This window comes from Streptomyces iconiensis (assembly GCF_028657195.3).
Classification (GTDB): domain Bacteria; phylum Actinomycetota; class Actinomycetes; order Streptomycetales; family Streptomycetaceae; genus Streptomyces; species Streptomyces iconiensis.
Window position 1 is genome coordinate 57,436 of the sequence record NZ_JANCPR020000009.1, and the last position, 23,271, is coordinate 80,706.

Genomic DNA, 23,271 nt, shown 5'->3' on the forward strand with positions numbered 1-23,271 from the left:
AACAAGCGCACCCACACGATCGCGATCCCCGCGACAGCGGGCCCCGCAAGGGGCGGAGCCCCGGGAGACGGACGAGGCGGCAGCAGGCCGCTGAACAGGCAAGGCGCGGGACCGTAACCGCGCCGCAGCCCGCATGGTGAGACGCCCCAGAGCCGAGGGCAGTGGTGTGCCAGACTGCCCTCGTGCCCTCTTTCGTCATGATTATTGGCAACAGGCGCGCCGGTCCGCAGTGACCGACTGCCGCAGGCAGAACCTGTGCGGCAGCGGCCACCGTGCCCCAGACCCGCGCGCAGACCTCTCGCACCCGCGAGGGGTCTTTTCGTTTTCCGGCCCACCCGCAGCCGGAGGCGAAGGCGCGAGGGATGATGGGGGCAAGTGGAGCCATGCATTCCGGACCACCACTCATCCGTACAGGAGTCACAGCAGCCATGACCACGGACACCGACAGCGTCTCGGACGGCTTTCACGTCTTCGACACCACGCTGCGCGACGGCGCCCAGCGCGAAGGCATCAACCTCACCGTCGCCGACAAGCTGACCATCGCCCGCCACCTGGACGACTACGGCGTCGGCTTCATCGAGGGCGGGTGGCCCGGAGCCAACCCGCGTGACACCGAGTTCTTCGCGCGCGCGCCCAAGGAGATCGGCTTCCGGCACGCGCAGCTCGTCGCCTTCGGCTCCACGCGCAGGGCGGGCGTACCCGCGCAGATCGATCCCCAGGTCAAGGCGCTGCTCGACTCCGAGGCGCCGGTGATCACCCTCGTTGCCAAGTCCCATGACCGGCACGTCGAACTCGCCCTGCGCACCACCCTTGAAGAGAACCTCGCGATGATCTCCGACACCGTCGCCTACCTGCGGGAGCAGGGGCGCAGGGTCTTCGTCGACTGCGAGCACTTCTTCGACGGCTACCACGACAACCCCGCCTACGCGAAGCAGGTCGTACGCGCTGCGTACGAGGCGGGCGCCGATGTCGTCGTCCTGTGCGACACCAACGGCGGGATGATCCCGGCGCAGATCCAGGCCGTCGTACGCACCGTGGCCGCCGACACGGGGGCCCGGCTCGGTATCCACGCGCAGGACGACACCGGCTGCGCCGTCGCCAACACCCTGGCCGCCGTGGACGGCGGCGCCACCCACGTCCAGTGCACGGCCAACGGTTACGGCGAACGCGTCGGCAACGCCAACCTGTTCCCCGTCGTCGCGGCGCTGGAGCTGAAGTACGACAAGCGCGTGCTGCCCGAGGGCGCGCTCGCCGAGACGACCCGCGTCTCGCACGCCATCGCGGAGGTCGTCAACCTCACCCCCTCCACGCACCAGCCCTACGTCGGCACGTCGGCCTTCGCGCACAAGGGCGGGCTGCACGCTTCCGCGATCAAGGTCGACCCGAACCTCTACCAGCACATCGACCCCGAACTCGTCGGCAACACCATGCGGATGCTCGTCTCGGACATGGCGGGACGCGCCTCGGTCGAGCTGAAGGGCAAGGAGCTGGGCTACGACCTCAGCGGCGACCGTGAGCTGGTCGGCCGCGTGGTCGAGCGCGTCAAGGAACAGGAACTGCAGGGCTACACCTACGAGGCGGCGGACGCGTCCTTCGAACTGCTCCTCCGCGACGAGGTCAAGGGCGGCGCCGCCGGCACGGCGCCCCGCTTCTTCGAGCTGGAGTCCTGGCGTGCCATCGTCGAACAGCGCCCGGACGGTGTGCAGGTCAACGAGGCGACCGTCAAGCTGTGGGCCAAGGGCGAGCGGATCGTCGTCACCGGTGAGGGCAATGGCCCCGTCGACGCGCTCGACCGCGCGCTGCGTGCCGGTCTTGAGCGCCTCCATCCCGAGCTGGCCCGGCTCGCGCTGGTCGACTACAAGGTGCGCATCCTGGAGGGCGCGCACGGCGCTGCCTCCACCACGCGCGTGCTGGTCTCCATGAGCGACGGCGGCGCGGAGTGGACCACCGTCGGCGTCGGTGACAACGTCATCGCCGCCTCCTGGCAGGCCCTCGACGACGGTTACACGTACGGCCTGCTGCGCGCCGGGGCCGAGCCCCGCGCCTGACGCGCCGCGCCTTCGCCGGTGGTCGTCCCGTCAGCGGGGCGGCCACCGGGTGTCCGGCTGACGGGCAACTGTGAGGCACCCGTCAGCGGACGCGGTCACCGAGCGCGGTCACCGCACCGTCAGCGGGCGACCACCGGGTAGTGGTCCGACATGTTGGTGTACGTGTACTTCTTGCCCCAACTGCTCACGGTCCAGGGCTCGGAGCGCTCGTCCAGCACCTCGTTCCGCCAGCCGTCAGGGCGGGCGTGGCCCTCGCGGTGCAGGACGTAGTCCAGGTCCTCGCTGGGCAGCCCCGGGTAGCGGTCGGCCGCGACGGAGTTGTGCTCCGTGTCGAAGGACGGGCCGCGGCCCGTGCGGCTGTCGGAGTCGGACAGGCCCGCGTCGGCCAGCATCGAGGCGTGCTCGGGGGACGCGGCGTCGACATTGAGGTCGCCTGCGACCATCACCTGCTCATCGGCGGGGATCTTCTTGGCGTCCAGGAACGCGTCCATCTCCTTCAGCTGCGCGCTGCGGATCTTCGGCGCCTGCCCGTCCGTACAGCCGTCGTCGGTCGACTGGGTGTGCGTGCCCACGACGTGCACCCGGGTGCCGTTGACGTCGAGCACGGCGTAGACGAAACCCTTGTTGGAGAAGTAGTCGCCGCCGCACGCCTGCTTGTAGACGTACTGCTCCTTCTTCACGACCGGCCACTTGCTGAGCACCGTCACGCCGCCGTCCTCGGGCGTGGTGGCGGAGTACGCGCCGTGCGTGGCGTCCCAGCCGCTCTTGGAGCGGCCGAGTACGGGGGTCTGGTGCGGGTACTGCCCTGCCGCGTTGCTCTTGAGCGCGTCCGAGGAGGCGTTGTCGAACGCCTCCTGGAGGACGACGACATCGTTCCCGCGGAAGGGCGCCGCCTTCGGTATCTCCCGGGCGCGGTGGTCCTGGCCCCAGTTGGGATACAGGTTCTTGCTCATCAGGAACACGTTGTACGTGAGCACCCGCAGGCGCGGCGTCGTTCCGTCCGCGGCAGCACCCGCACCGTCCGCACCCGGACCGGGTGCAGCGGACGGGGTGGCCGCGGCGGGCGCGACTCCCGTGCCCGCGAGGGCCGTCGCGCTGAGCGCCACCGCGGCGGCGGAGGCGAGGAGGAGGCGGGGCGTGGGTCGTCGCCTGGACACGGAGAACTCCCGGTGAGTGGGGGTGACGGGGGCCCGCACATCTAAGCAGCTCCCATTACTTCGGGGTAACCCCTGGCCGTCCTCCGGATAGACAGCGCTTGCCCTTTCTCTGCCGTGACCATTGTTGCGGCCTTCTCCGCGTGCTAGACCAGCGCTCAACTCGTCAGCCTGTGAAGCCCGTTCGAGAGGGGCACATCGTGCCATCACGATCCGCATGGAGCCGAAGAGCCTTTCTGGCCACCACCGGAGCAAGCGTTGTCACCGCGACCCTGGCCGGAGCACCGGCCCACGGCGCCCAGTCGGGACCGGGATCCGGAACCGGGCCCGGACCCGGCGCCGCCGCCGACGACTTCGCCGCGCTGCGCAAGCGGTGGCTGGACCTCTACCTCGGCACCGGTTACGACCCGGAGGCCGAGCCCTATGCCGGGCGGCTCAAGCAGCTCGGTACCGACGCCGCCGCGCTGCGCGACGCGATGGCGCCGGCCGCCGGCTCCCTCTTCCCGGATGTCCCGTTCGACCCCTCGACCGGCGTTACCCAGTCCTACGACCGCCTCGCGACCATGGCCATGGCGCACGCCCAGCCCGGCACCGGCCTCACCGGCGACGCCGCGCTGCTGGAAGCCGTCACCACCGGCCTCCAGCACGTGCACGACCGCGTCTACAACCCCTCCACCACCCGCTACGGCAACTGGTGGGACTGGCAGATAGGCGCCACGCGCCCGCTCACCGACACGCTCGCCGTGCTCCACGGCCTGATACCAGCGGCCGACCGTGACAGGTACCTCGCCGCCGTCGACCACTTCCTGCCGGAGTCCGTCTTCGACACGTACACGGGGACCTCTACCGGCGCCAACCGTGTCGACTTCTGCCGCGTCCACGCCGTACGCGGCATCGTCGGTGAGGCCCCCGGCAAGATCGCGCTGGCCTCGAAGGCGCTCTCGCCCGTCTTCCCGTACGTCACCAAGGGCGACGGGCTCTACGCCGACGGCTCCTTCATCCAGCACACCTACGTCGCCTACTCAGGCACCTACGGCAATGTGCTGCTCGACGGGCTCGGGCGGCTCTTCTCGCTGCTGGACGGGACCAGTTGGGAGGTCACCGACCCCAACCGGCGGATCATTCTGGACAGCGTGGAGAACGCCTACGCACCACTGATGCACAACGGCCTGATGATGGACAGCGTCAGCGGGCGGGCCATATCCCGCGGCATCCTCAAGGAGGACACGGGCAAGATCCTCCAGAGCGACCACACCCGCGGCCACCAGCTCGCCGCCGCCGTCGCCGTCCTGGCGCGTACGGCGGGCGAGGCGGAGCGCACCCGGTGGGAGGCGGCGGTGCGCGGCTGGATCGAGCGGGACACGGCCCTGCCCATGCTCACCGACAAGCAGTTCGGCGTCGCCGACCTCGCGCGGCTGCACGCGCTGGCCGACGACGGCGGTGAGAGCGCGCCCGAGCCCGTGGGGCACAAGCTGTTCCCCGCCATGGCCCGTTCCGTCCACCGCCGCCCGGGATGGTGCGCCGGCCTCTCGCTCGCCTCCGAGCGCATCGCCTACTACGAGTCGGGCAACGGCGAGAATCCGCGCGGCTGGCACACCGGCGACGGAATGCTCTACTGGTGGGGCCCAGCGGAAACGCTCGACCAGTACGGCGACAACTTCTGGCCCACCGTGGACTGGCAGCGGCTGCCCGGCACGACCGTCTCCACCAAGAAGCTCGCCGACAACGCGGGCGGCGGCTGGGGCGAGGCACGGCCCGACACCGCGTGGGTGGGCGGCGCGACGGACGGTGAGTTCGCCGCCGTGGGCCAGCATCTCAAGGGCCTGGAGAGCACGTTGACGGCCCGTCAGTCCTGGTTCTGCCTCGCGGACACCGTCGTGTGCATGGGCGCGGGGATCACCAGTACGGACGGGGTTCCGGTCGAGACCGTCTTCGACAACAGGAATCTGGGTGAGCGCGGCGCCCACGCGCTCACCGTCGACGGCAGGCGCCTGCCGGGCGGCCCGGATCCCGAACGCACCTTCCGGCACGCCCGCTGGGCCCACCTTGAGGGCCACGGCGGCTGGGTGTGGCCCGGCGGTACCCGGCTGTCCACGCTGCGCGAGGACCGTACGGGCGCGTGGTCCGACATCAACACCCGTAGCGTCACGGACACGTTCACCCGCCGCTACGTCACCCTCTGGACCGACCACGGCAGCGATCCGTCGGGCGCCGACTACGTGTACCTGCTGATGCCGGGCGCCGGCGCACGCCAGCTCGCCGCACGCGCCGCCGACCCGCGCTGGCTGTCGGTCGACGCCAACACCGGGGCCCAGCAAGCGGTCACGGTGCGCTCCCTGGGGCTCAGCGCCGCCAACTTCTGGGCCCCGGGCACGGTCGGAAGCGGAACGGGGGCCCTCACTTCCACGGCTCCCGCCAGCGTGCTGGTGCGGACGAGAGGGCGGAAGGCCACCCTCCACCTGTCCGAACCCGTACGCTCGGGCACGCCCTTCGAGGTGACCTGGGCACGCAGGGGCACCACCGTGGTCTCGGCCGACGACGGCATCGAGGCACGCACCGGCAGCGAGGGGCTCCGGCTGCGCGTCACCCCGGGTAGGGAGGGCGCCACGCTCAGGTGCGAGGTCAGGCTCGGCTGAGCACAGGGCACCCGCAGACGGGCCTGGACGCCGAACATCGCAGGTAGGGGGCTGTGGGAACCCCACAGCCCCCGTGCCTTCGCATGAGAGACTCCGCCGCTTGGCGGTGTCGCGCGCTCCGGGTTCTGTCCAGCGCAGCCATGAAACGGGCGCGGAGACTGTACGAATCTGACGACGGCGATCGGGCCCCGGGTTTCGTAGGGTCTATACATGACCGATCTGCCCCAGCCGTCGCCCAGGACCGAGGCGATCGAGCCCTCTCCGGACTCCGTGCCTGCCGCCGACTCGCACACCGAGGCGCGGGACGCACGGGGACGCGTGGCCGAACTGCACGCCATCCGTGCCGAGGCGTACCGCGGCCCCAGTGAGCGGGCGACCGAGGCGCAGCACGCGAAGGGGAAGCTGACCGCGCGGGAGCGTATCGAGCTGCTGCTGGACGACGACAGCTTCCGCGAGGTCGAGCCGCTGCGCAGGCACCGTGCCACGGGCTTCGGCCTGGAGGCCAAGAAGCCGTACACCGACGGTGTGATCACCGGCTGGGGCACGGTCCACGGCCGGACGGTGTTCGTCTACGCGCACGACTTCCGGATCTTCGGCGGCGCCCTCGGCGAGGCGCACGCCACCAAGATCCACAAGATCATGGACAAGGCCATAGCGGCCGGTGCGCCCCTGGTCTCGCTCAACGACGGCGCCGGGGCCCGTATCCAGGAGGGCGTCTCGGCGCTCGCCGGGTACGGCGGCATCTTCCAGCGCAACACCAAGGCGTCCGGTGTGATCCCGCAGATCTCCGTGATGCTCGGCCCCTGCGCGGGCGGCGCCGCCTACAGCCCCGCGCTGACCGACTTCGTCTTCATGGTGCGCGAGACCTCGCAGATGTTCATCACGGGCCCCGACGTGGTCCAGGCGGTGACGGGTGCCGAGGTGACGCAGAACGGCCTGGGCGGTGCCGATGTGCACGCCGCCACGTCAGGCGTCGCGCACTTCGCCTACGACGACGAGGAGACCTGCCTGGAGGAGGTCCGCTACCTCCTGTCGCTGCTGCCGCAGAACAATCGCGAGAACCCGCCGGTCGAGCCCACCGACGACCCCGCCGACCGGCGCGGCGACGCGCTGCTCGACCTGGTGCCCGCAGACGGCAACCGCCCGTACGACATGCGCAAGGTGATCGAGGAACTCGTCGACGACGGCGACTTCCTGGAGATCCACGAGCGCTGGGCGACCAACATCATCTGCACCCTGGCGCGGATGGACGGCGACGTGGTGGGCATCGTCGCCAACCAGCCGCAGTCCCTGGCAGGTGTGCTCGACATCGAGGCCAGCGAGAAGGCCGCGCGCTTTGTGCAGATGTGCGACGCCTTCAACATCCCGATCCTCACGCTGCTGGACGTACCCGGCTTCCTGCCCGGCGTCGACCAGGAGCACGGCGGCATCATCCGGCACGGCGCCAAGCTGCTCTACGCGTACTGCAACGCGACCGTGCCGCGCATCTCCGTGGTGCTGCGCAAGGCGTACGGCGGCGCGTACATCGTCATGGACAGCCAGTCCATCGGCGCCGACCTGACCTACGCGTGGCCGACCAACGAGATCGCGGTGATGGGCGCCGAGGGCGCGGCCAACGTGATCTTCCGCAGGCAGATCGCGGCTGCCGACGACCCGGAGGCCATGCGGGTGCGCATGGTCAAGGAGTACAAGGCCGAGCTGATGCACCCCTACTACGCCGCCGAGCGCGGGCTGGTGGACGACGTCATCGACCCGGCCGAGACCCGCGAGGTGCTCATCGCCTCCCTCGCGATGCTCCGCAGCAAGCACGCCGACCTGCCGTCGCGCAAGCACGGCAACCCCCCGCAGTGATGAGTGGGCACCGCCCGGTCACACACAGCGACACACAGCGACACGCACTCAATGGGAGAGCGCAGATGAACAACACCCCTGAGGAGCCCGGCAGTACGGGCCCCCTGAACGCCGACGCCGACTCCGCGAGCCTGGTACGTGTGGAGAAGGGCGAGGCGAACGAGGAAGAACTGGCGGCCGTCACCGCGCTGCTGCTCGCCCGTGCCGCCGCCACCTCCCGGCACGCGCAGGTGCCCGTACGCTCCCGGCGTACGACGAAGGCGGGCTGGCGCCGACTGGAGCGCCAGCACGGCTTCCGTGCACCGCACAGCTGGCAGGGCTGAAGCCGGCAGTCGGCAGTAGCCGGTGACCGGCCGCCGGTACGCGGCAGCCGGTGACCGGCAGCGCGGCAGCGGGCAGACAAAAGCGCGTGGGGTCCCGGATCGCTCCGGGGCCCCACGCGCTTCTGCGTGGACGGGGGAGTGGTGCTCAGTCCGTCGGCGCTTCGTCCACCAGCACCGTACGGCGGGGGTTCGCGGTCCGTGCGGGGAGCTGGGCACTGTCCTCGTGCTCGGGCGTCTCCCGGCCGTCCTCGGCCTCCTGCGCCGCGACGGCCCGGGTCGTCATCTCGTCGGCGTCGTCGAGATGTGCCAGGGTGGTGCGGCGCGGGTTGGCTATGTTCCGCATCGTCAGGGTGGACTTCACTGGCCCGTACCTCGCTCGGCTCGCGTTCGGCTGCTTGTCAGTTCTCTGCAGGGTGTAAACGCCGAGAGTAGGCCCGCTATTCCCACTCATGACGTGATCTAGGCAACGCCCCGCCTGTGAGTTTCCTCACGAACCTTGGGTCAAAAGCGACATAAGGAATCGTTGAATCCAGATCCTTTATCGGACAGAGCGGTCCAATGGGGCAATACGCGTTCACTGCAGGCTAGTTGGGCACCCGGTGAGGGTGGGCGCATCGTACGGGAAAGTCCGGAATTCAAGTGGCTCTCTTCTACGGCGCGTGAGGGCATGTAACCGATCAGTCACCGGGCTTCAGTCGTTATCCACAGCCCTTGTTGGAGATCCGGCACTGTGCTGGAATTCCACGGACCGCCGCAGCAGGACAATCCCCCAGGCGTTGTTTGCCGTCAGGGGGCGCCCGTAACCGTCGCGTGCCAGGCGCAGTGCAGCGTCGCGCGAGGGCGAGGGGGGACGCGCCGGTCATGACGACCGCCCGGGGGGCCTTGGACCCCCACGACTCGATACCGTTCCGCCGCCGTGCGCGGGGGGACGCCTGGTCCAGAGGTTGCGACGCTAGTGCAGGGACGTTTCAAGAGGGATGGCAGCGCTGAGGGGGACCCGGAGGCGCGTGGCTCGGCCGACCGCGGTTCCCAGCCCCAGAGCGCCCAGGACGGCGGCTCCGCCGTGTTCGCGCAGGGGGCCTATGGCGCTCCCGGGGAAGGCGCGAGCGGAGGCGACGGGTCCGTGACTCCCTCTGGCAAGTCCGGGAAGTCCGGCAAGGGCGACAAGGGCAAGGGCGGCAAGTCCGCCAAGGCCGGGAAGCCGCAGTCCGGGAAGCAGGGAAAGCAGGGGAAGCCGGGTCAGACCCCGGACGTTCCCGATGTCCCCGACCCCGGCTCACGCATGGCCCTGCGCAACTGGCGCATCAGCACCCGCCTGGTCTCCCTGCTGGCGCTCCCGGTCATCGCCGCCACCACGCTCGGCGGCATGCGGATCTCCACCTCGCTGTCCAACGTCGACCAGCTCGACAACATGAAGCTCCTCACCGAGATGACGGAGCAGGCGACCGAGCTGGCAGCCGCGCTCCAGGAGGAGCGGGACCGCTCGGCCGGCCCCCTGGTCAGCACGGGGAACGAGAAGGACGACCTCGTCGTCGCACCCCGCGAGCGGACCGACGCCGCGTTCCAGGCGTTCAAGGAGGACACCGGGAACATCGACGGCAGCGACAAGGTGATGGCGGGCGTCCAGTCCACCGTTCTCGACATCACCCGTCAGCTCACCGCGATCAACACCATCCGCGAGCGCGCCTACGAGAACCCGTCGTACGTCTCGCAGACGGTCAACAGCTACAACAAGCTGATCGACTCCCTGCTCTCCCTCTCGCAGGACATGGCGCAGGCCACGAGCAACAGCGAGATGATCCAGAGCACCCGTGCGCTGGCCGCGTTCTCCAGCGCCAAGGAGTTCGCCTCCATCCAGCGCGCGATCATCTCGGCCGGACTCGCCCGCCAGCCCACGCCCAAGCTGTCCGAGAGCGACCGGCTGTACGCCAGGACCGCGACGGACAGTGAGCGCGCCGAGCTGAACAGCTTCCGCCAGATCTACGGCGAGGAGCGCACCGCTTCGCTGACCAAGCCGATCGACGGCGGCGACGTCAACGTCCGCATGGCGGACCAGTACCGCGACCGGATGCTGCACAGCCCGGACGCGATCAAGAAGCAGAACCGTACGTTCGTCGACTGGATGGACCAGGACGCCTCCAAGATCGACAACATGAGCAAGATCGAGAAGACGCTCCTGGAGAAAATGGAGCAGCAGGCACGCGAACTGCGCTCCGAGGCACAGCGCGAGGCGTTCCTCAGCGGTGCCGCCATCCTCCTGGTCCTCGGCATCTCGCTCGTCGGCGCCTTCGTCGTCGCCCGCTCCATGGTCCGTTCGCTGCGCCGCCTCCAGGACACCGCGCAGGAGGTCTCGCGCAAGCGCCTGCCCGAGCTGGTCAAGCAGATGTCCGAGGCCGAGCCGCAGGACGTGGACACCTCCGTCGAGTCCGTCGGCGTGCACAGCCGGGACGAGATCGGCAAGGTGGCCGCCGCCTTCGACGACGTGCACCGCGAGGCCGTCCGCCTCGCCGGTGAACAGGCGCTGCTGCGAGGGAACGTCAACGCGATGTTCACCAACCTCTCGCGCCGCAGCCAGGGCCTGATTCAGCGTCAGCTCTCGCTGATCTCCGAACTGGAGTCCCGCGAGGCCGACCCCGACCAGCTCTCCTCGCTCTTCAAGCTCGACCACCTCGCCACCCGCATGCGCAGGAACGGCGAGAACCTCCTGGTCCTCGCGGGCGAGGAGCCGGGACGCCGCTGGACGCGCCCCGTCCCGCTCGTCGACGTGCTGCGCGCCGCCGCTTCCGAGGTGGAGCAGTACGAGCGCATCGAGCTGAACTCCGTGCCCGCGAGCGAGGTCGCGGGCCGCATCGTCAACGACCTCGTACACCTGCTCGCCGAGCTGCTGGAGAACGCGACCTCGTTCTCCTCGCCCCAGACCAAGGTCAAGGTCACGGGCCACGCGCTGCCCGACGGGCGGGTGCTCATCGAGATCCACGACACCGGCATCGGCCTCTCGCCCGAGGACCTCTCCGCGATCAACGAGCGGCTGGCCAACCCGCCGACGGTCGATGTCTCCGTCTCCCGGCGCATGGGCCTGTTCGTGGTCGGCCGGCTGTCCCTGCGGCACGGCATCCGCATCCAGCTGCGCCCCTCCGACTCCGGCGGCACGACCGCGCTGGTCATGCTCCCCGTCGATGTCGCCCAGGGCGGCGGCCAGGTCCCCAAGGGCCGCGCCGGCGGCCCCGCGGGCGCTCCTCCCGTGCCCAACCGCGCCCAGAAGGGCGGCAACCTCGCGGCTGCGCTCCAGCGCGGCCCGCAGAACGGCGGCCCCGGTGTGCCCGGAGCCCCCGGCCTCGGCGCCGGTGCGGGTCAGGGCGCGGGGACGCGGCTCGACGCCGTGCCGCCGCGCGGCCAGGTCGCGGGCGGCGCCCAGCGGCCCGCGCTCCCCGGCAGCGGTGCGCCCGGCGCCCCCGGTGCCTCGGCAGAGCCGCCCACCGACTTCTTCGGCGGCGCGCCCTCACCCGGCCGCCCCGGCCAGGCGCCCGGCGGCTCCCCCTCCCTGCCCGCACGCGGCGGTCCCGCAGGCGAGTTGCCCGGCGGCCCGAGCGGCGGCCCGGGTGACACGGGCGAGTACCCGCAGCCCGGCGCACGCCCCGACGGACCCGGCCACACCGGCCAGCTTCCACAGGTACGGCCCGAAGGCCCCGGCGACACAGGGCAGTTCCCGCAGGTACGCGCCGAGGGCTCGCAGGGCCGCCACGCCCAGCAGGACGCACGCCCTGACGGACCCGGCCACACGGGCCAGTTCCCGCAGGTGCGCCCCGACGGACCTGGCCACAGCGGTCAGTACCCCCAGCCGGGCGGTCCCGACGGACCCGGCAACACGGGCCAGTTCCCGCAGCCCCAGTCCGGCGGTCCCGCCGCCACCGGCGAGTACGCCCAGCCCGGCGCCCGCCCCGACGGTCCTGGCAACACCGGGCAGTTCCCGCAGATACGTCCCGAAGGACCCGGTCACACGGGCCAGTTCCCGCAGGTGCGTCCTGACGGTCCCGGCCACAGTGGTCAGTACCCGCAGCCGGGCGGCCCCGACGGGCCTGGCAACACGGGCCAGTTCCCGCAGGCGCGCCCCGAAGGACCCGGTCACACGGGCCAGTTCCCGCAGGTGCGTCCCGACGGTCCCGGCCACAGCGGCCAGTACCCGCAGCCCCGCTCCGGCGGCCCCGGCGACACGGGTGAGTACGCCCAGCCCGGCGCGGGTCCCGAAGGGCACGGCAACACGGGGCAGTTCCCGCACCCGGGCGGTCCCTCCGACACGGGCGAGTACGCACAGCCCGACGGTCGCGAGGCCCCTGCCGGCCCCGCCGACACCGGTCAGTACGGGCGCCCGCAGGCGGGCGGCGGCCCGGACGACACCACCGAGTTCGCGCGCCAGACGTACTCCGATCTCGGCGTGCCCGGCAGCGCGGCGGGGCGCCCCCAGGGCGGTACCCCGGCGGGCGGCACTCCGGCGGGCCAGGCAGGCGCGCCCTCGGACGGCGAGCAGGGACGGCCCAGTTGGGCACGCCCCGAGCCTGGCCCAGGCGCCGAGGACGCACCGCGCGGCCACGACGAGCCCGAAGCCACGGGCGAGTACGCCCGGCCCGGATACACGGGCGCCGGCAGCGGCCAGAGCGAGGGCCAGGACGCGGCACGTACCCCGGCGGCAGCGCCGAACGGCTCGGCCGAAGGCATACCCTCCGGGCCCCCGGCCCCGGCCGACGCCCGGACTCCGATATTCGAGTCCATGGAATCCAACTGGTTCCGTGGCTCGGGACAGGCCCCTGCGCAGGCACCCCCACAGTCCCCACAGCCGGCGCAGGCTCAGGAAGCTGCGGCGGACATGCCTCCGCAGCCGCCCCAGGCGCAGTCCGCACCGCGCCCGGGGCAACCCGCCTCGGCGGTTCCTCCCATGCCTCAGCGCCAGCCGGCGCGGAACGCGGCGGAGAACGGCACGGGTGGGAGCACCGACACCGACACGGGTGCCAACTGGGGAGCTTCGCCCAACGACGAGCGCTGGCGCCGTGCCGAACAGGTACGCCAGCCCGCCGCCGGCGGAGTCACCACGTCGGGCCTGCCGCGTCGCGTGCCCCGCGCCAACCTGGTCGCGGGTACCGCACAGCAGCAGTCGTCCGCACAGTCAGGTCCGCAGGTCTCGCGTGCGCCTGATGACGTACGGGGGCGACTGACCAATCTCCGCCGCGGTATCCAGCAGGGCCGACAGGCCGGTACGGACGGCCGCGGCATTGGCCCCACTTACCAGCAGGAGCGTTAGTTGAGTCCGATGAGCCAGGCCGCGCAGAATCTGAACTGGTTGATCACCAACTTCGTGGAGAACACCCCAGGGGTGTCGCACACGGTGGTGGTCTCCGCCGACGGCCTGCTTCTGGCCATGTCCGAGGGCTTCCCGAGGGACCGTGCCGACCAATTGGCCGCGGTTGCCTCGGGGCTGACCTCGCTGACCGCGGGCGCGTCCCGCATTTTCGAGGGCGGTGCGGTCAACCAGACGGTGGTGGAGATGGAGAGAGGTTTCCTCTTCATCATGTCCGTCTCGGACGGCTCCTCGCTCGCCGTTCTCGCGCACCCCGAGGCCGACATCGGTCTCGTCGGGTACGAGATGGCCTTGTTGGTGGACCGTGCTGGAACGGTACTCACACCGGACGTCCGCGCGGAACTCCAGGGAAGCATTCTCAACTGATCCACACGCTCCCCCCACTTGAGCACCACAGTCCGTCCGCCGACCACATGCCTCGCTCGGAGGAGCCATGACCCCGCCGCCCGCCTCTCCTGACCCGTACGGTTCGTACGGCGGTGAAGGTGACCAGCCGCTGGTTCGCCCGTACGCCATGACGGGTGGCCGAACGCGTCCGCGTTACCAGCTCGCCATCGAGGCCCTCGTGAGCACGAGCGCGGACCCGATGCAGCTTCAGGGGCTGCTCCCCGAGCACCAGCGGATCTGCCACCTGTGCCGCGAGGTCAAATCGGTGGCGGAGGTCTCCGCACTGCTGGCCATCCCGCTGGGGGTGGCCCGCATTCTTGTCGCCGACCTGGCTGAAGCCGGCCTGGTCGCCATCCATCAGCCCGGCGGCGGTGCGGAGCCCGGTGGCACCCCCGATGTGACCTTGCTGGAAAGGGTGCTCAGTGGACTTCGCAAGCTCTAGCCCGCAGATGGACCCGACAGGCAGGCAGCCGGCCCCTCCCGTGGGCCCCATGGGCTCCATGGGACAGGCGAGCCAGCAGGGATACGGCATGCCGACCACGGCACGCGCCACGACCTCGGCGAAGATCGTGGTGGCCGGTGGCTTCGGCGTGGGCAAGACGACGTTCGTCGGCGCGGTCTCGGAGATCAACCCGCTGCGTACCGAGGCCGTGATGACCTCGGCCTCGGCGGGGATCGACGACCTCACGCACACGGCGGGCAAGACCACCACAACGGTGGCCATGGATTTCGGCCGTATCACCCTGGACGACGATCTGATCCTGTATCTGTTCGGTACGCCGGGTCAGGACCGATTCTGGTTCATGTGGGACGACTTGGTGCGCGGTGCGATCGGCGCCGTTGTGCTGGTGGACACCCGGAGACTGGCCGACTGCTTTCCCGCCGTCGACTATTTCGAGAATTCCGGACTGCCCTTCGTGATCGCACTCAACGGCTTCGACGGGTACCAGCCCTACTCGCCCGAGGAGGTCCGTGAGGCCCTCCAGATCGGCCCCGACACCCCGATCATCATCACCGACGCGCGTCACCGCGCCGAAGCGAAGAGCGGATTGATCACCCTCGTCGAGCACGCACTGCTCGCCCGCCTGAAGTAGGGACCAGATGTAGGGACCTGGAGCAGGAAGCAGCCGAGGGCGGCCCGCCCGCACCCCTGATCAAGTAGGCGGAGCGGGCCGCGGATTGCCCACACAGCGGACCGGGACATTCCCGGCGGCACGGCCCACGGCCGACCGTCGGAACCCGTCGGTCCGGCTGTGTTCTTCGCCATGTCCGGACTCGCCTTCATAACGTTTCGGCAGGCAATTGAGCCCGTGTGAACACGCGAGGCGAGCGGAACGTCTCACTCTGCGCACGATTCTTTGGGTATTTGGCGCAGCACGGCCCCAATGCCCGTTTTTCCTTGGACCACTTCCGTACCCGCGCGTATTCGTCGAGTGTTTGGAGGGAGCGGGTCTGACGTGCTGGAATTCCCTGAACTCAGCAGTAGTGAACGGCGCAAGCTGATCAGGGGGCGCCGAGCGCCGAGAGGTGAGAAGTCGAGTGAGGCGAACCAAGGCGGGCTCAGCACCGCAGGCCCGGGGAGAGTCGAGGGGCAACTTCACGCCGCCGCAGTCCCGCGCCGCAGCGCAGAGCGGTCCGTACGCGGGGCAGCCCCAGGGTGCGGGTGGCGGCGGAAGCCGGATGTCGGTGCGCAACTGGCGTGTGCCGACCCGGCTGAACGCGATCCTGCTCATACCCGTGCTCGTCGCGCTGGTCTTCGGCGGCTTCAAGGTCGAGTCGGACTTCGCCACCTGGCAGGAGGCGCGGGAGGCCCAGCGGACCGCTGAACTCGTCGAGGCGGCGGCCGACTACGGCAACGCGCTCATCGACGAGCGCGACCGCACGGCCGAGCCCCTCCTCAAGGGCAAGAAGGACGACCCCGAGGTGGAGAGCACGCGGCACGCGACGGACGAGGCGGCGCGGCACTTCAAGCAGGCCGTCTCCGACATGCCGGACAACCCCGGCCTCAAGCGCCGGCTGGCCGCCTTCCAGAAGGTCGAGCCACGGCTCGGTGTCCTGCGCGAGTCCGCGTACACCAAGGGCATGGACGGGGTGAAGACCGAAGAGGGCTACGTCACCATCCAGCACCCGCTGATGGAGTTCTCCAACGAACTGGGCCTCGGCACCGGCAACGTCACCTCCTACGGCCGCACCGTCTACGCCATCTCCCTGGCCAAGGCGGCCGAGTCCCTCCAGCGGGCGCTCGGCGCCCACCTCATGATCAAGCCCGGCCCCTCGGCCAAGTCCAAGGAGCAGCAGCTCACCGCGCTGGCCTCGTACCACTACCTGGAGCGCATCGCGCTCGGTGAGTACAGCTCGGGCGGCCGGCCGCAGGACGTGGACCTGCTCAAGAGCGAGCTGGGCAAGGCCAAGGCCGAGGGCCGCAAGAAGGTCGCCGCCGCCAAGGAGGAGGCCACGGCCGCCGGGCAGCCGTTCGTCGCGCCGCCCTCCATGGACAAGATGGTCGAGCTGATCGGCGGCGGCGCCGGGCCGCGCAAGCTGCGCTCCGAGGGCATCACGACCGAGAGCTGGGCCGCCACCTCGACCGGCACCTTCGACGCCTACCGCGCCATCGAGAAGAAGCTGACCCGGCACGCGGTCGAGGAGACCGAGCAGATCGCGGCCGACGCGCTCCGCGACGCCATCATCAACTCCGCGGTCGTGCTGGTCGCGCTGCTGTTCGCCTTCGTCATCGCAGGCCGGATGGCCCGTTCGATGAGCCGCAGCATGCGCACCCTGCGCACCGCCGCCTTCGACGTCGCCGAGCAGCGGCTGCCGATGCTGGTCGACCAGCTCTCGCGTACGGAGCCGGGCCGCGTCGACACCCGGGTGCAGCCCATCCCGATCACCAGCCGCGACGAGATCGGTGAGGTCGCACGCGCCTTCGACCAGGTGCACCGTGAGGCCGTACGGCTGGCGGCTGAACAGGCGCTGTTGCGGGGCAACGTCAACGCGATCTTCACCAACCTCTCCCGCCGTAACCAGGGCCTCATCGAGCGGCAGCTCACCCTGGTCACGGACATGGAGAACAACGAGGCCGACCCCGACCAGCTCGAAAGCCTCTTCCGGATGGACCACCTCGCCACGCGCATGCGGCGCAACGGCGAGAACCTGCTGGTCCTCGCCGGAGAGGAGCCGGGCCGCCGCTGGACCGAGCCGGTACCGCTGATCGACATCCTGCGTGCCGCCTCCTCCGAGGTGGAGCACTACGAACGCATCGAGGTCACCGGGGTCCCCGAGACGGAGATCCACGGCCAGGTCGTCAACGACCTCGTACACCTGCTGGCCGAGCTGCTGGAGAACGCCACGTCGTTCTCCTCGCCGCAGACCAAGGTGCGGGTGAACGCGACCAGGCTGCCCGACGGCCGGTTGATGATCGAGATCCACGACAAGGGCATCGGCCTGACCGCCGAGGACTTCGCCGACATCAACCACAAGCTGGCCAACCCGCCCACCGTCGACGCCGCGGTCTCGCAGCGCATGGGCCTGTTCGTGGTCGGCCGCCTCGCCGACCGGCACGGTATCCGCGTCCAGCTGCGCCCCTCGGGAGAGCAGGCGGGCACCACCTCACTGGTGATGCTGCCCGACGCGATCACCCACGGAGGCGGCGGCGAGGAGGGCGCCCCCGAGGACTACGAGGACTTCACCGTCTCGCGGATCGTCCCCGAACAGCCGCGCGTCCAGGCGGTGTACGACAACACGTCGCCCTCGGCCGCCGACCTCGGCTTCGACGACACCCGCTACGGCCCCCAGGACGAGCTGTCGGCCCTCGGCCCCGTCGGCCGCTCCCGCCTGCGCGAGGAACGCCGCGCGGCGCTGGAGTCCCAGCAGCAGGCCGAACAGCCCCAACTCCCCGGCGGCCAGGGCCAGCAGCAGCCGCAGCAGTACCAGCAGCCCTACGACACGTCCTACGACCCCTCGTACGGCGCGACGTACGACCCCTCCTACGGGCAGGGCCATGCGCCGCAGTCGCCCGAGCAGGGTTACGGTCAGCAGCCGGCGCCCGGGCAGGAGTACGGCCGGCCGTCCCACGACCCGGCGCACGCCCGTCCGTACGACGCGTACCCGCAGCAGTACGACCAGGGCGCACCGGAGTCCGCACCGGAGTTCGGTCAGCCCCAACAGGCCGCGTACGAAGGGCAGTACAGCTCCTCGCAGCTGGAAGCGGAATCTGCTCCCGGCGTTCACGAGGGGGAGGGTGACCGCGTAGGCTTCGACCGTCCGGGCCCCCTCCCGAGCAGTTTCCGCTCCACTACCGGCGCGGGCCTTCCGCGCCGTGAGCCGGTGCGATCACCGCTCGACGGGGGTCAGGGAGCGCAGCATCAGGCCCACCCCGAAGGCTTGGGCAACCCGCCCGAGTCTCTCCAGGAACAGTCGTCCCAGGAGGAAACCGGAACCTACCGGCGTACTTCTAACGACGAACTCTGGGACAAGGCGGGCCAGTTGCGTGACCCGCAGGCCGGCGGCGTCACCTCGTCCGGCCTGCCGCGGCGGGTGCCCAGGGCCAACCTGGTCGAGGGTGCCGCGGAAGAGAGCCCGCACAGCGGTGCCTCGGTCTCCCGCGCGCCGGAGGATGTGCGCGGCAGACTGAGCAACCTGCACCGTGGCGTCCGCCGAGGACGTACAGCGGGCGACGCCAACCAGAATGACCGACAGGGCTTCGGCCCCGGCAGCACCTACGATCAGGAGCGTTAGTGTGAGCCCGATGAGCCAGGCGGCGCAGAACCTGAACTGGTTGATCACCAACTTCGTGGACAACACCCCAGGGGTGTCCCACACAGTGGTGGTCTCCGCCGACGGACTTCTGCTCGCGATGTCCGAGGGCTTCCCGAGGGACCGTGCTGACCAGTTGGCGGCGGTCGCCTCAGGGCTGACCTCGCTGACCGCGGGCGCCTCTCGCATCTTCGAGGGCGGTGGGGTCAACCAGACGGTGGTGGAGATGGAGCGCGGCTTCCTCTTCATCATGTCCGTCTCGGACGGCTCCTCGCTCGCGGTCCTCGCCCACCCGGAGGCCGATATCGGTCTTGTCGGATACGAGATGGCTCTGCTCGTGGACCGCGCGGGGAGTGTCCTCACCCCGGACCTCCGCGCTGAACTGCAAGGCAGCCTTCTCAACTAGGGCACAACCATCAGACAGGCAGTGCGCATTGCGTCTCCGCGCCATAAAGTGCGGGGACGCGGTGCCGAGCAGGAGCGTTGAGCGAACAGGGACAGCCAAGAACGCAACGGCCCGTATGTCCGTGAGTCGGAGGAGGAAACGTGGCAACGCCCCCAGGAGGTCCGTCGTCGTACGGCCATGGCCGTGACCACCGGCAGCAGGACGAGCAGGCTCCGGCCGCCTCCGGTGGCGAGTCGCCCTACCTGAACCGCTTCAACTTCCCCTCCACGCCCAGCGAGTACGCACAGCAGCAGTCGCAGCAGCAGCCGCCGAACCAGCAGCAGCCGCCGCAACACCGGCAGCAGCCTCCGCACCAGCAGCCGCACTCACCGCAGCCGCCGCCGCAGCCTCGCCGCGCTCAGCACTCCCGCATTCAACCGGTGCAGCCCGCGCACCGGGAGGCCGCAGGCTCCGCCAGGCGCGGTGACCAGCAGTCGCAGCAGCCCCAGCAGTCGCTGGTGCGCCCGTACGCCATGACGGGTGGCCGGACCCGTCCCCGCTACCAGCTCGCCATCGAGGCACTGGTGCACACCACGGCAGCCTCCGCGCAGCTCCAGGGCCAGCTCCCTGAGCACCAGCGGATCTGCCGCCTGTGCTACGAGATCAAGTCGGTCGCCGAGATCTCCGCACTTCTGACCATTCCGCTCGGCGTCGCCCGGATCCTCGTCGCCGACCTGGCCGAGGCCGGACTGGTCGCCATTCACCAGCCCGGCGGCGACGAGACCAGCGCCGACGGCCAGCCAGACGTGACACTGCTCGAAAGGGTGCTCAGTGGACTTCGCAAGCTCTAGCGGCGGGCCCGTCGGGGATACAGCCCGCTCCACGACCTCCGCGAAAATCGTGGTGGCCGGTGGCTTCGGCGTGGGCAAGACGACCTTCGTCGGCGCGGTTTCGGAGATCAACCCGCTGCGCACCGAGGCCGTGATGACCTCCGCCTCCGCGGGGATCGACGACCTCACGCACACCGCGGACAAGACGACCACGACGGTCGCCATGGACTTCGGACGGATCACCCTTGACCAGGACCTGATCCTCTACCTGTTCGGTACGCCAGGACAGGACCGCTTCTGGTTCATGTGGGACGACCTCGTACGCGGCGCGATCGGCGCCGTCGTCCTCGTGGACACGCGCAGGCTCGCCGACTGCTTCCCCGCCGTCGACTACTTCGAGAACAGCGGCCTCCCCTTCGTCATCGCCCTCAACGGCTTCGACGGACACCAGCCGTACTCCCCGGAGGAAGTCCGCGAGGCCCTGCAGATCGGCCCCGACGCCCCCATCATCACCACCGACGCGCGCCACAGAGCCGACGCCAAGAGCGCGCTGATCACCCTGGTCGAGCACGCCCTCATGGCCCGCCTGCGCTGAGGGTCCGCTGCGCTGAGCGGGCACGCCTTCGCCGGGGGTCGCCTGCGTGGCGAGGCACGCCTTCGCGGGAGTCGCTCGTGGCCGGGAGGTCCGTGCGGGGGCGCGACACACGTCCGTGGTCCGGCGCCGGCGTTGTCGGCCTCGGCCCGCGCCGTGGCCGGTCGCGCAGTTTCCCGCGCCCCTGCGGGGCGCCCGGGGGACAGCGGCAGGCAGCCGGGCAAATGCCCGCGCCGCCCCCCACGGCCGGTGGAATACGCTGGGGTGTCATCCGCAAACCCCAGCGAAGGAACCCCGTGCGCATCGCCAGATTCTCCCTAGACGGAAACGTCGGCTTCGGGGTGGTCGAGGGGGACGCCAGCACAGAAGGCGGCCCCGTCCTGGACATCATCAAGGGCCACCCCTTCGCGGACTTCGAGCGCTCGGGCCAGAAGCTCCCGCTGAGCAAGGCCCGCCTCCTCCCGCCCGTCCTTCCCAACAAGGTCGTGGCCATCGGCAGGAACTACGCCGAGCACGCCAAGGAGCTGGGCAACGAGGTCCCCGACACCCCCGTCACCTTCTTCAAGCCCTCGACCTCGGTCATCGGCTCGGGCGACCCGGTCGTCCACCCGTCCTTCTCCTCCGAACTGCACTACGAGGCAGAGCTGGCGGTCGTCATCGGCCGCCTCTGCAAGGACGTGCCCCGCGAGCGCGTGAAGGACGTCATCCTCGGCTACACCTGCGCCAACGACCTCACGGCGCGCGACATCCAGCGCACCGAGAACCAGTGGGCCAGGGCCAAGGGCTTCGACGGAGCCTGCCCGCTCGGCCCCTGGACCGAGACCGAGCTGGACCCCTCCGACCTCGGCATCATGTGCACCGTCAACGGCGAGCAGCGCCAGCTCGGCCGCACCAGCGAGATGATCCGCTCCATCGAGGACCTGGTCGTGCACATCACCGAGGCGATGACGCTGCTCCCCGGCGACGTCATCCTCACCGGCACCCCGGCGGGTGTCGGCCCCCTGAACGTCGGCGACGAGGTCGCCGTCACCATCGAAGGCATCGGCACTCTCACCAACAAGGTGATCAAGCGTGACTAACGCGACCGCTGGCAGCGACGTCCGCGTACGTTTCTGTCCCTCCCCGACCGGCAACCCCCATGTGGGCATGGTCCGTACGGCCCTCTTCAACTGGGCGTACGCCCGCCACACCGGCGGCACCCTGGTCTTCCGCATCGAGGACACCGACGCTGCCCGCGACTCCGAGGAGTCCTACGAGCAGCTGCTCGAAGCGATGCGCTGGCTGGGCCTCGACTGGGACGAGGGCCCCACTGTTTCCGATGGCTCCTTCGTCGCGGGGGGCGGCCCGCACGAGCCCTACCGCCAGTCGCAGCGTTCGGACATCTACGCCGACGTCGCGCGCAGGCTCATGGAGGGCGGCTACGCCTACCCCTGCTACTGCACGACCGAGGAGCTGGAGCAGCGCCGCGAGCAGGCACGCAAGGAGGGCCGCCCGTCCGGCTACGACGGCCACTGCCGTGACCTCACGGGCGAGCAGATCGCCGCGTACGAGGCGGAGGGCCGCAGCCACGTCGTCCGCTTCCGGATGCCCGGCGAGCCGATCACGTTCACCGACATGGTGCGCGGTGAGATCACCTTCCAGCCCGAGAACGTCAGCGACTACAGCATCCTGCGCACCAACGGCGCTCCGCTGTACACCCTGGTCAATCCGGTCGACGACGCGCTGATGGAGATCACCCACGTCCTGCGCGGCGAGGACCTGCTCTCCTCGACCCCGCGCCAGATCGCGCTGTACCGCGCACTCGCCGAACTGGGCGTCGGCAAGGGCCTCGTCCCCGAGTTCGGGCACCTCCCGTACGTGATGGGGGAGGGCAACAAGAAACTCTCCAAGCGCGACCCCGAGTCCTCGCTCAACCTCTACCGGGAGCGCGGCTTCCTGCCCCAGGGCCTGCTCAACTACCTCTCCCTGCTTGGCTGGTCGCTCTCCGAGGACCGCGACATCTTCTCCATGGACGAGATGATCGCCGCCTTCGACGTGCACGACGTGAACGCCAACCCCGCGCGCTTCGACCTGAAGAAGTGCGAGGCCATCAACGCCACGCACCTGCGCGAGATGCCGGTCGCCGACTTCACGGCGGCCTGCGCCCCGTGGCTGAAGGCCCCGTACGCGCCGTGGCCCGAGGAGAACTTCTCCCAGGCGGCCTTCGAGGAGCTGGCCCCCCTGGCGCAGACCCGCCTCACGGTCCTCTCCGACATCACCGCCAACGTCGACTTCCTCTTCCTCGACGAGCCGGTCGAGGACGAGAAGTCCTGGCAGAAGGCGATGAAGGAGGGCTCGGACGCCCTCTTGCGCACGGCACGGGCCAAGCTGGAGCCGGCGGACTGGACGTCCCCCGAAGCCCTCAAGGAAGCGGTGCTCGCGGCAGGCGAGGAGCACGGCCTGAAGCTCGGCAAGGCCCAGGCCCCCGTACGTGTGGCGGTCACAGGCCGCACGGTGGGCCTCCCGCTCTTCGAGTCCCTCCAGGTGCTCGGCAAGGACCGCACCCTGGCGCGCATCGACAGGGCGCTGGAGAAGCTGACGGCCTGACCCGGTCCGGGACCGGGCCAAACGGCCTGGTCCCGCCGGAACCCGTTTTGGAGCACCGTCCCCCATCGGGTAATGTTCTTCCTGTCGCCGAACGGGGCGGGCCGAAATAGCCCGACCGAGAGGCGGTCACCTCAATCAAGGTCCATCAAGGAACTTGCATTTTGGTGGGCTATGGTGTAATTGGCAGCACGACTGATTCTGGTTCAGTTAGTCTAGGTTCGAGTCCTGGTAGCCCAGCACGATCAGTGCTCTTCTTCCAAGTCGCACAAGATCGAGGCCCCCGTTGTGTAGCGGCCTAGCACGCCGCCCTCTCAAGGCGGTAGCGCCGGTTCGAATCCGGTCGGGGGTACGGATTTCCGTTCCGCAAGGCATGGAAT

Annotated in this window: 16 protein-coding genes and 2 tRNA genes; 16 read left to right on the forward strand and 2 right to left on the reverse strand. The window is 70.1% G+C overall.

The window, feature by feature from the left end:
* Positions 1-428: 428 nt before the first annotated feature.
* Positions 429-2,048, forward strand: coding sequence for a citramalate synthase (gene cimA, locus NMN56_RS11145; RefSeq protein ID WP_274044151.1), 1,620 nt, complete (start codon positions 429-431; stop codon positions 2,046-2,048).
* Between the two features lie 119 nt (positions 2,049-2,167).
* Here the strand turns inward: cimA and sph are convergent, their stop codons facing one another.
* A complete protein-coding gene (gene sph, locus NMN56_RS11150) occupies positions 2,168-3,154 on the reverse strand; it encodes a sphingomyelin phosphodiesterase (RefSeq protein ID WP_430542544.1) in 987 nt (328 codons plus the stop codon).
* Between the two features lie 245 nt (positions 3,155-3,399).
* On the opposite strand from sph, the gene NMN56_RS11155 reads away from it, so the two are divergent.
* The 3 genes from NMN56_RS11155 (at position 3,400) to NMN56_RS11165 (ending at position 8,012) form a co-directional block, all read left to right on the forward strand.
* Positions 3,400-5,838 carry a polysaccharide lyase 8 family protein gene (locus NMN56_RS11155; protein WP_430542545.1) on the forward strand — a complete coding sequence of 813 codons (2,439 nt, stop codon included), beginning with the start codon at positions 3,400-3,402 and terminating at the stop codon, positions 5,836-5,838.
* Positions 5,839-6,048: 210 nt separating this feature from the next.
* Positions 6,049-7,689, forward strand: a complete 1,641-nt coding sequence (locus NMN56_RS11160) for an acyl-CoA carboxylase subunit beta (protein WP_274044148.1) — start codon at positions 6,049-6,051, stop codon at positions 7,687-7,689.
* Between the two features lie 65 nt (positions 7,690-7,754).
* Complete coding sequence (locus tag NMN56_RS11165; protein ID WP_274044147.1) at positions 7,755-8,012, forward strand: acyl-CoA carboxylase epsilon subunit; 258 nt, start codon at positions 7,755-7,757, stop codon at positions 8,010-8,012.
* A gap of 145 nt (positions 8,013-8,157) precedes the next feature.
* On the opposite strand, the gene NMN56_RS11170 is transcribed toward NMN56_RS11165, so the two are convergent.
* Positions 8,158-8,373, reverse strand: coding sequence for a hypothetical protein (locus tag NMN56_RS11170; RefSeq protein WP_274044146.1), 216 nt, complete (start codon positions 8,371-8,373; stop codon positions 8,158-8,160).
* A 594-nt stretch (positions 8,374-8,967) separates the two neighbouring features.
* Here NMN56_RS11170 and NMN56_RS11175 point away from each other — a divergent pair.
* From NMN56_RS11175 to NMN56_RS11230, 12 genes are all read left to right on the forward strand, one after another.
* Positions 8,968-13,305 carry a nitrate- and nitrite sensing domain-containing protein gene (locus tag NMN56_RS11175; protein ID WP_274044145.1) on the forward strand — a complete coding sequence of 1,446 codons (4,338 nt, stop codon included), beginning with the start codon at positions 8,968-8,970 and terminating at the stop codon, positions 13,303-13,305.
* Positions 13,306-13,314: 9 nt separating this feature from the next.
* Positions 13,315-13,728, forward strand: coding sequence for a roadblock/LC7 domain-containing protein (locus tag NMN56_RS11180; RefSeq protein ID WP_274044259.1), 414 nt, complete (start codon positions 13,315-13,317; stop codon positions 13,726-13,728).
* A 67-nt stretch (positions 13,729-13,795) separates the two neighbouring features.
* Positions 13,796-14,191 (forward strand): DUF742 domain-containing protein, encoded by a 396-nt coding sequence (locus NMN56_RS11185; RefSeq protein WP_274044144.1) that lies wholly within the window; start codon positions 13,796-13,798, stop codon positions 14,189-14,191.
* Between the two features lie 58 nt (positions 14,192-14,249).
* Complete coding sequence (locus NMN56_RS11190) at positions 14,250-14,843, forward strand: GTP-binding protein (RefSeq protein WP_274044143.1); 594 nt, start codon at positions 14,250-14,252, stop codon at positions 14,841-14,843.
* Positions 14,844-15,288: 445 nt separating this feature from the next.
* Positions 15,289-18,483, forward strand: coding sequence for a sensor histidine kinase (locus tag NMN56_RS11195; protein WP_274044142.1), 3,195 nt, complete (start codon positions 15,289-15,291; stop codon positions 18,481-18,483).
* 10 nt (positions 18,484-18,493) lie between these two features.
* Positions 18,494-18,907 (forward strand): roadblock/LC7 domain-containing protein, encoded by a 414-nt coding sequence (locus NMN56_RS11200; RefSeq protein ID WP_274044258.1) that lies wholly within the window; start codon positions 18,494-18,496, stop codon positions 18,905-18,907.
* Between the two features lie 140 nt (positions 18,908-19,047).
* Positions 19,048-19,737, forward strand: coding sequence for a DUF742 domain-containing protein (locus NMN56_RS11205; protein WP_274044141.1), 690 nt, complete (start codon positions 19,048-19,050; stop codon positions 19,735-19,737).
* Positions 19,718-20,311 carry a GTP-binding protein gene (locus NMN56_RS11210; protein WP_274044139.1) on the forward strand — a complete coding sequence of 198 codons (594 nt, stop codon included), beginning with the start codon at positions 19,718-19,720 and terminating at the stop codon, positions 20,309-20,311. The genes NMN56_RS11205 and NMN56_RS11210 overlap by 20 nt, the downstream gene beginning before the upstream one ends.
* Before the next feature lie 293 nt (positions 20,312-20,604).
* Entirely contained in the window at positions 20,605-21,387 is a 783-nt protein-coding gene (locus NMN56_RS11215; protein WP_274044138.1) for a fumarylacetoacetate hydrolase family protein, read from the forward strand.
* Complete coding sequence (gltX, locus tag NMN56_RS11220; protein WP_274044137.1) at positions 21,380-22,894, forward strand: glutamate--tRNA ligase; 1,515 nt, start codon at positions 21,380-21,382, stop codon at positions 22,892-22,894. Before NMN56_RS11215 ends, gltX begins: the two co-directional genes overlap by 8 nt.
* 165 nt (positions 22,895-23,059) lie before the next feature.
* Positions 23,060-23,131: transfer RNA gene (locus NMN56_RS11225), tRNA-Gln, on the forward strand.
* A gap of 39 nt (positions 23,132-23,170) precedes the next feature.
* Positions 23,171-23,243: transfer RNA gene (locus NMN56_RS11230), tRNA-Glu, on the forward strand.
* Positions 23,244-23,271: the final 28 nt, after the last annotated feature.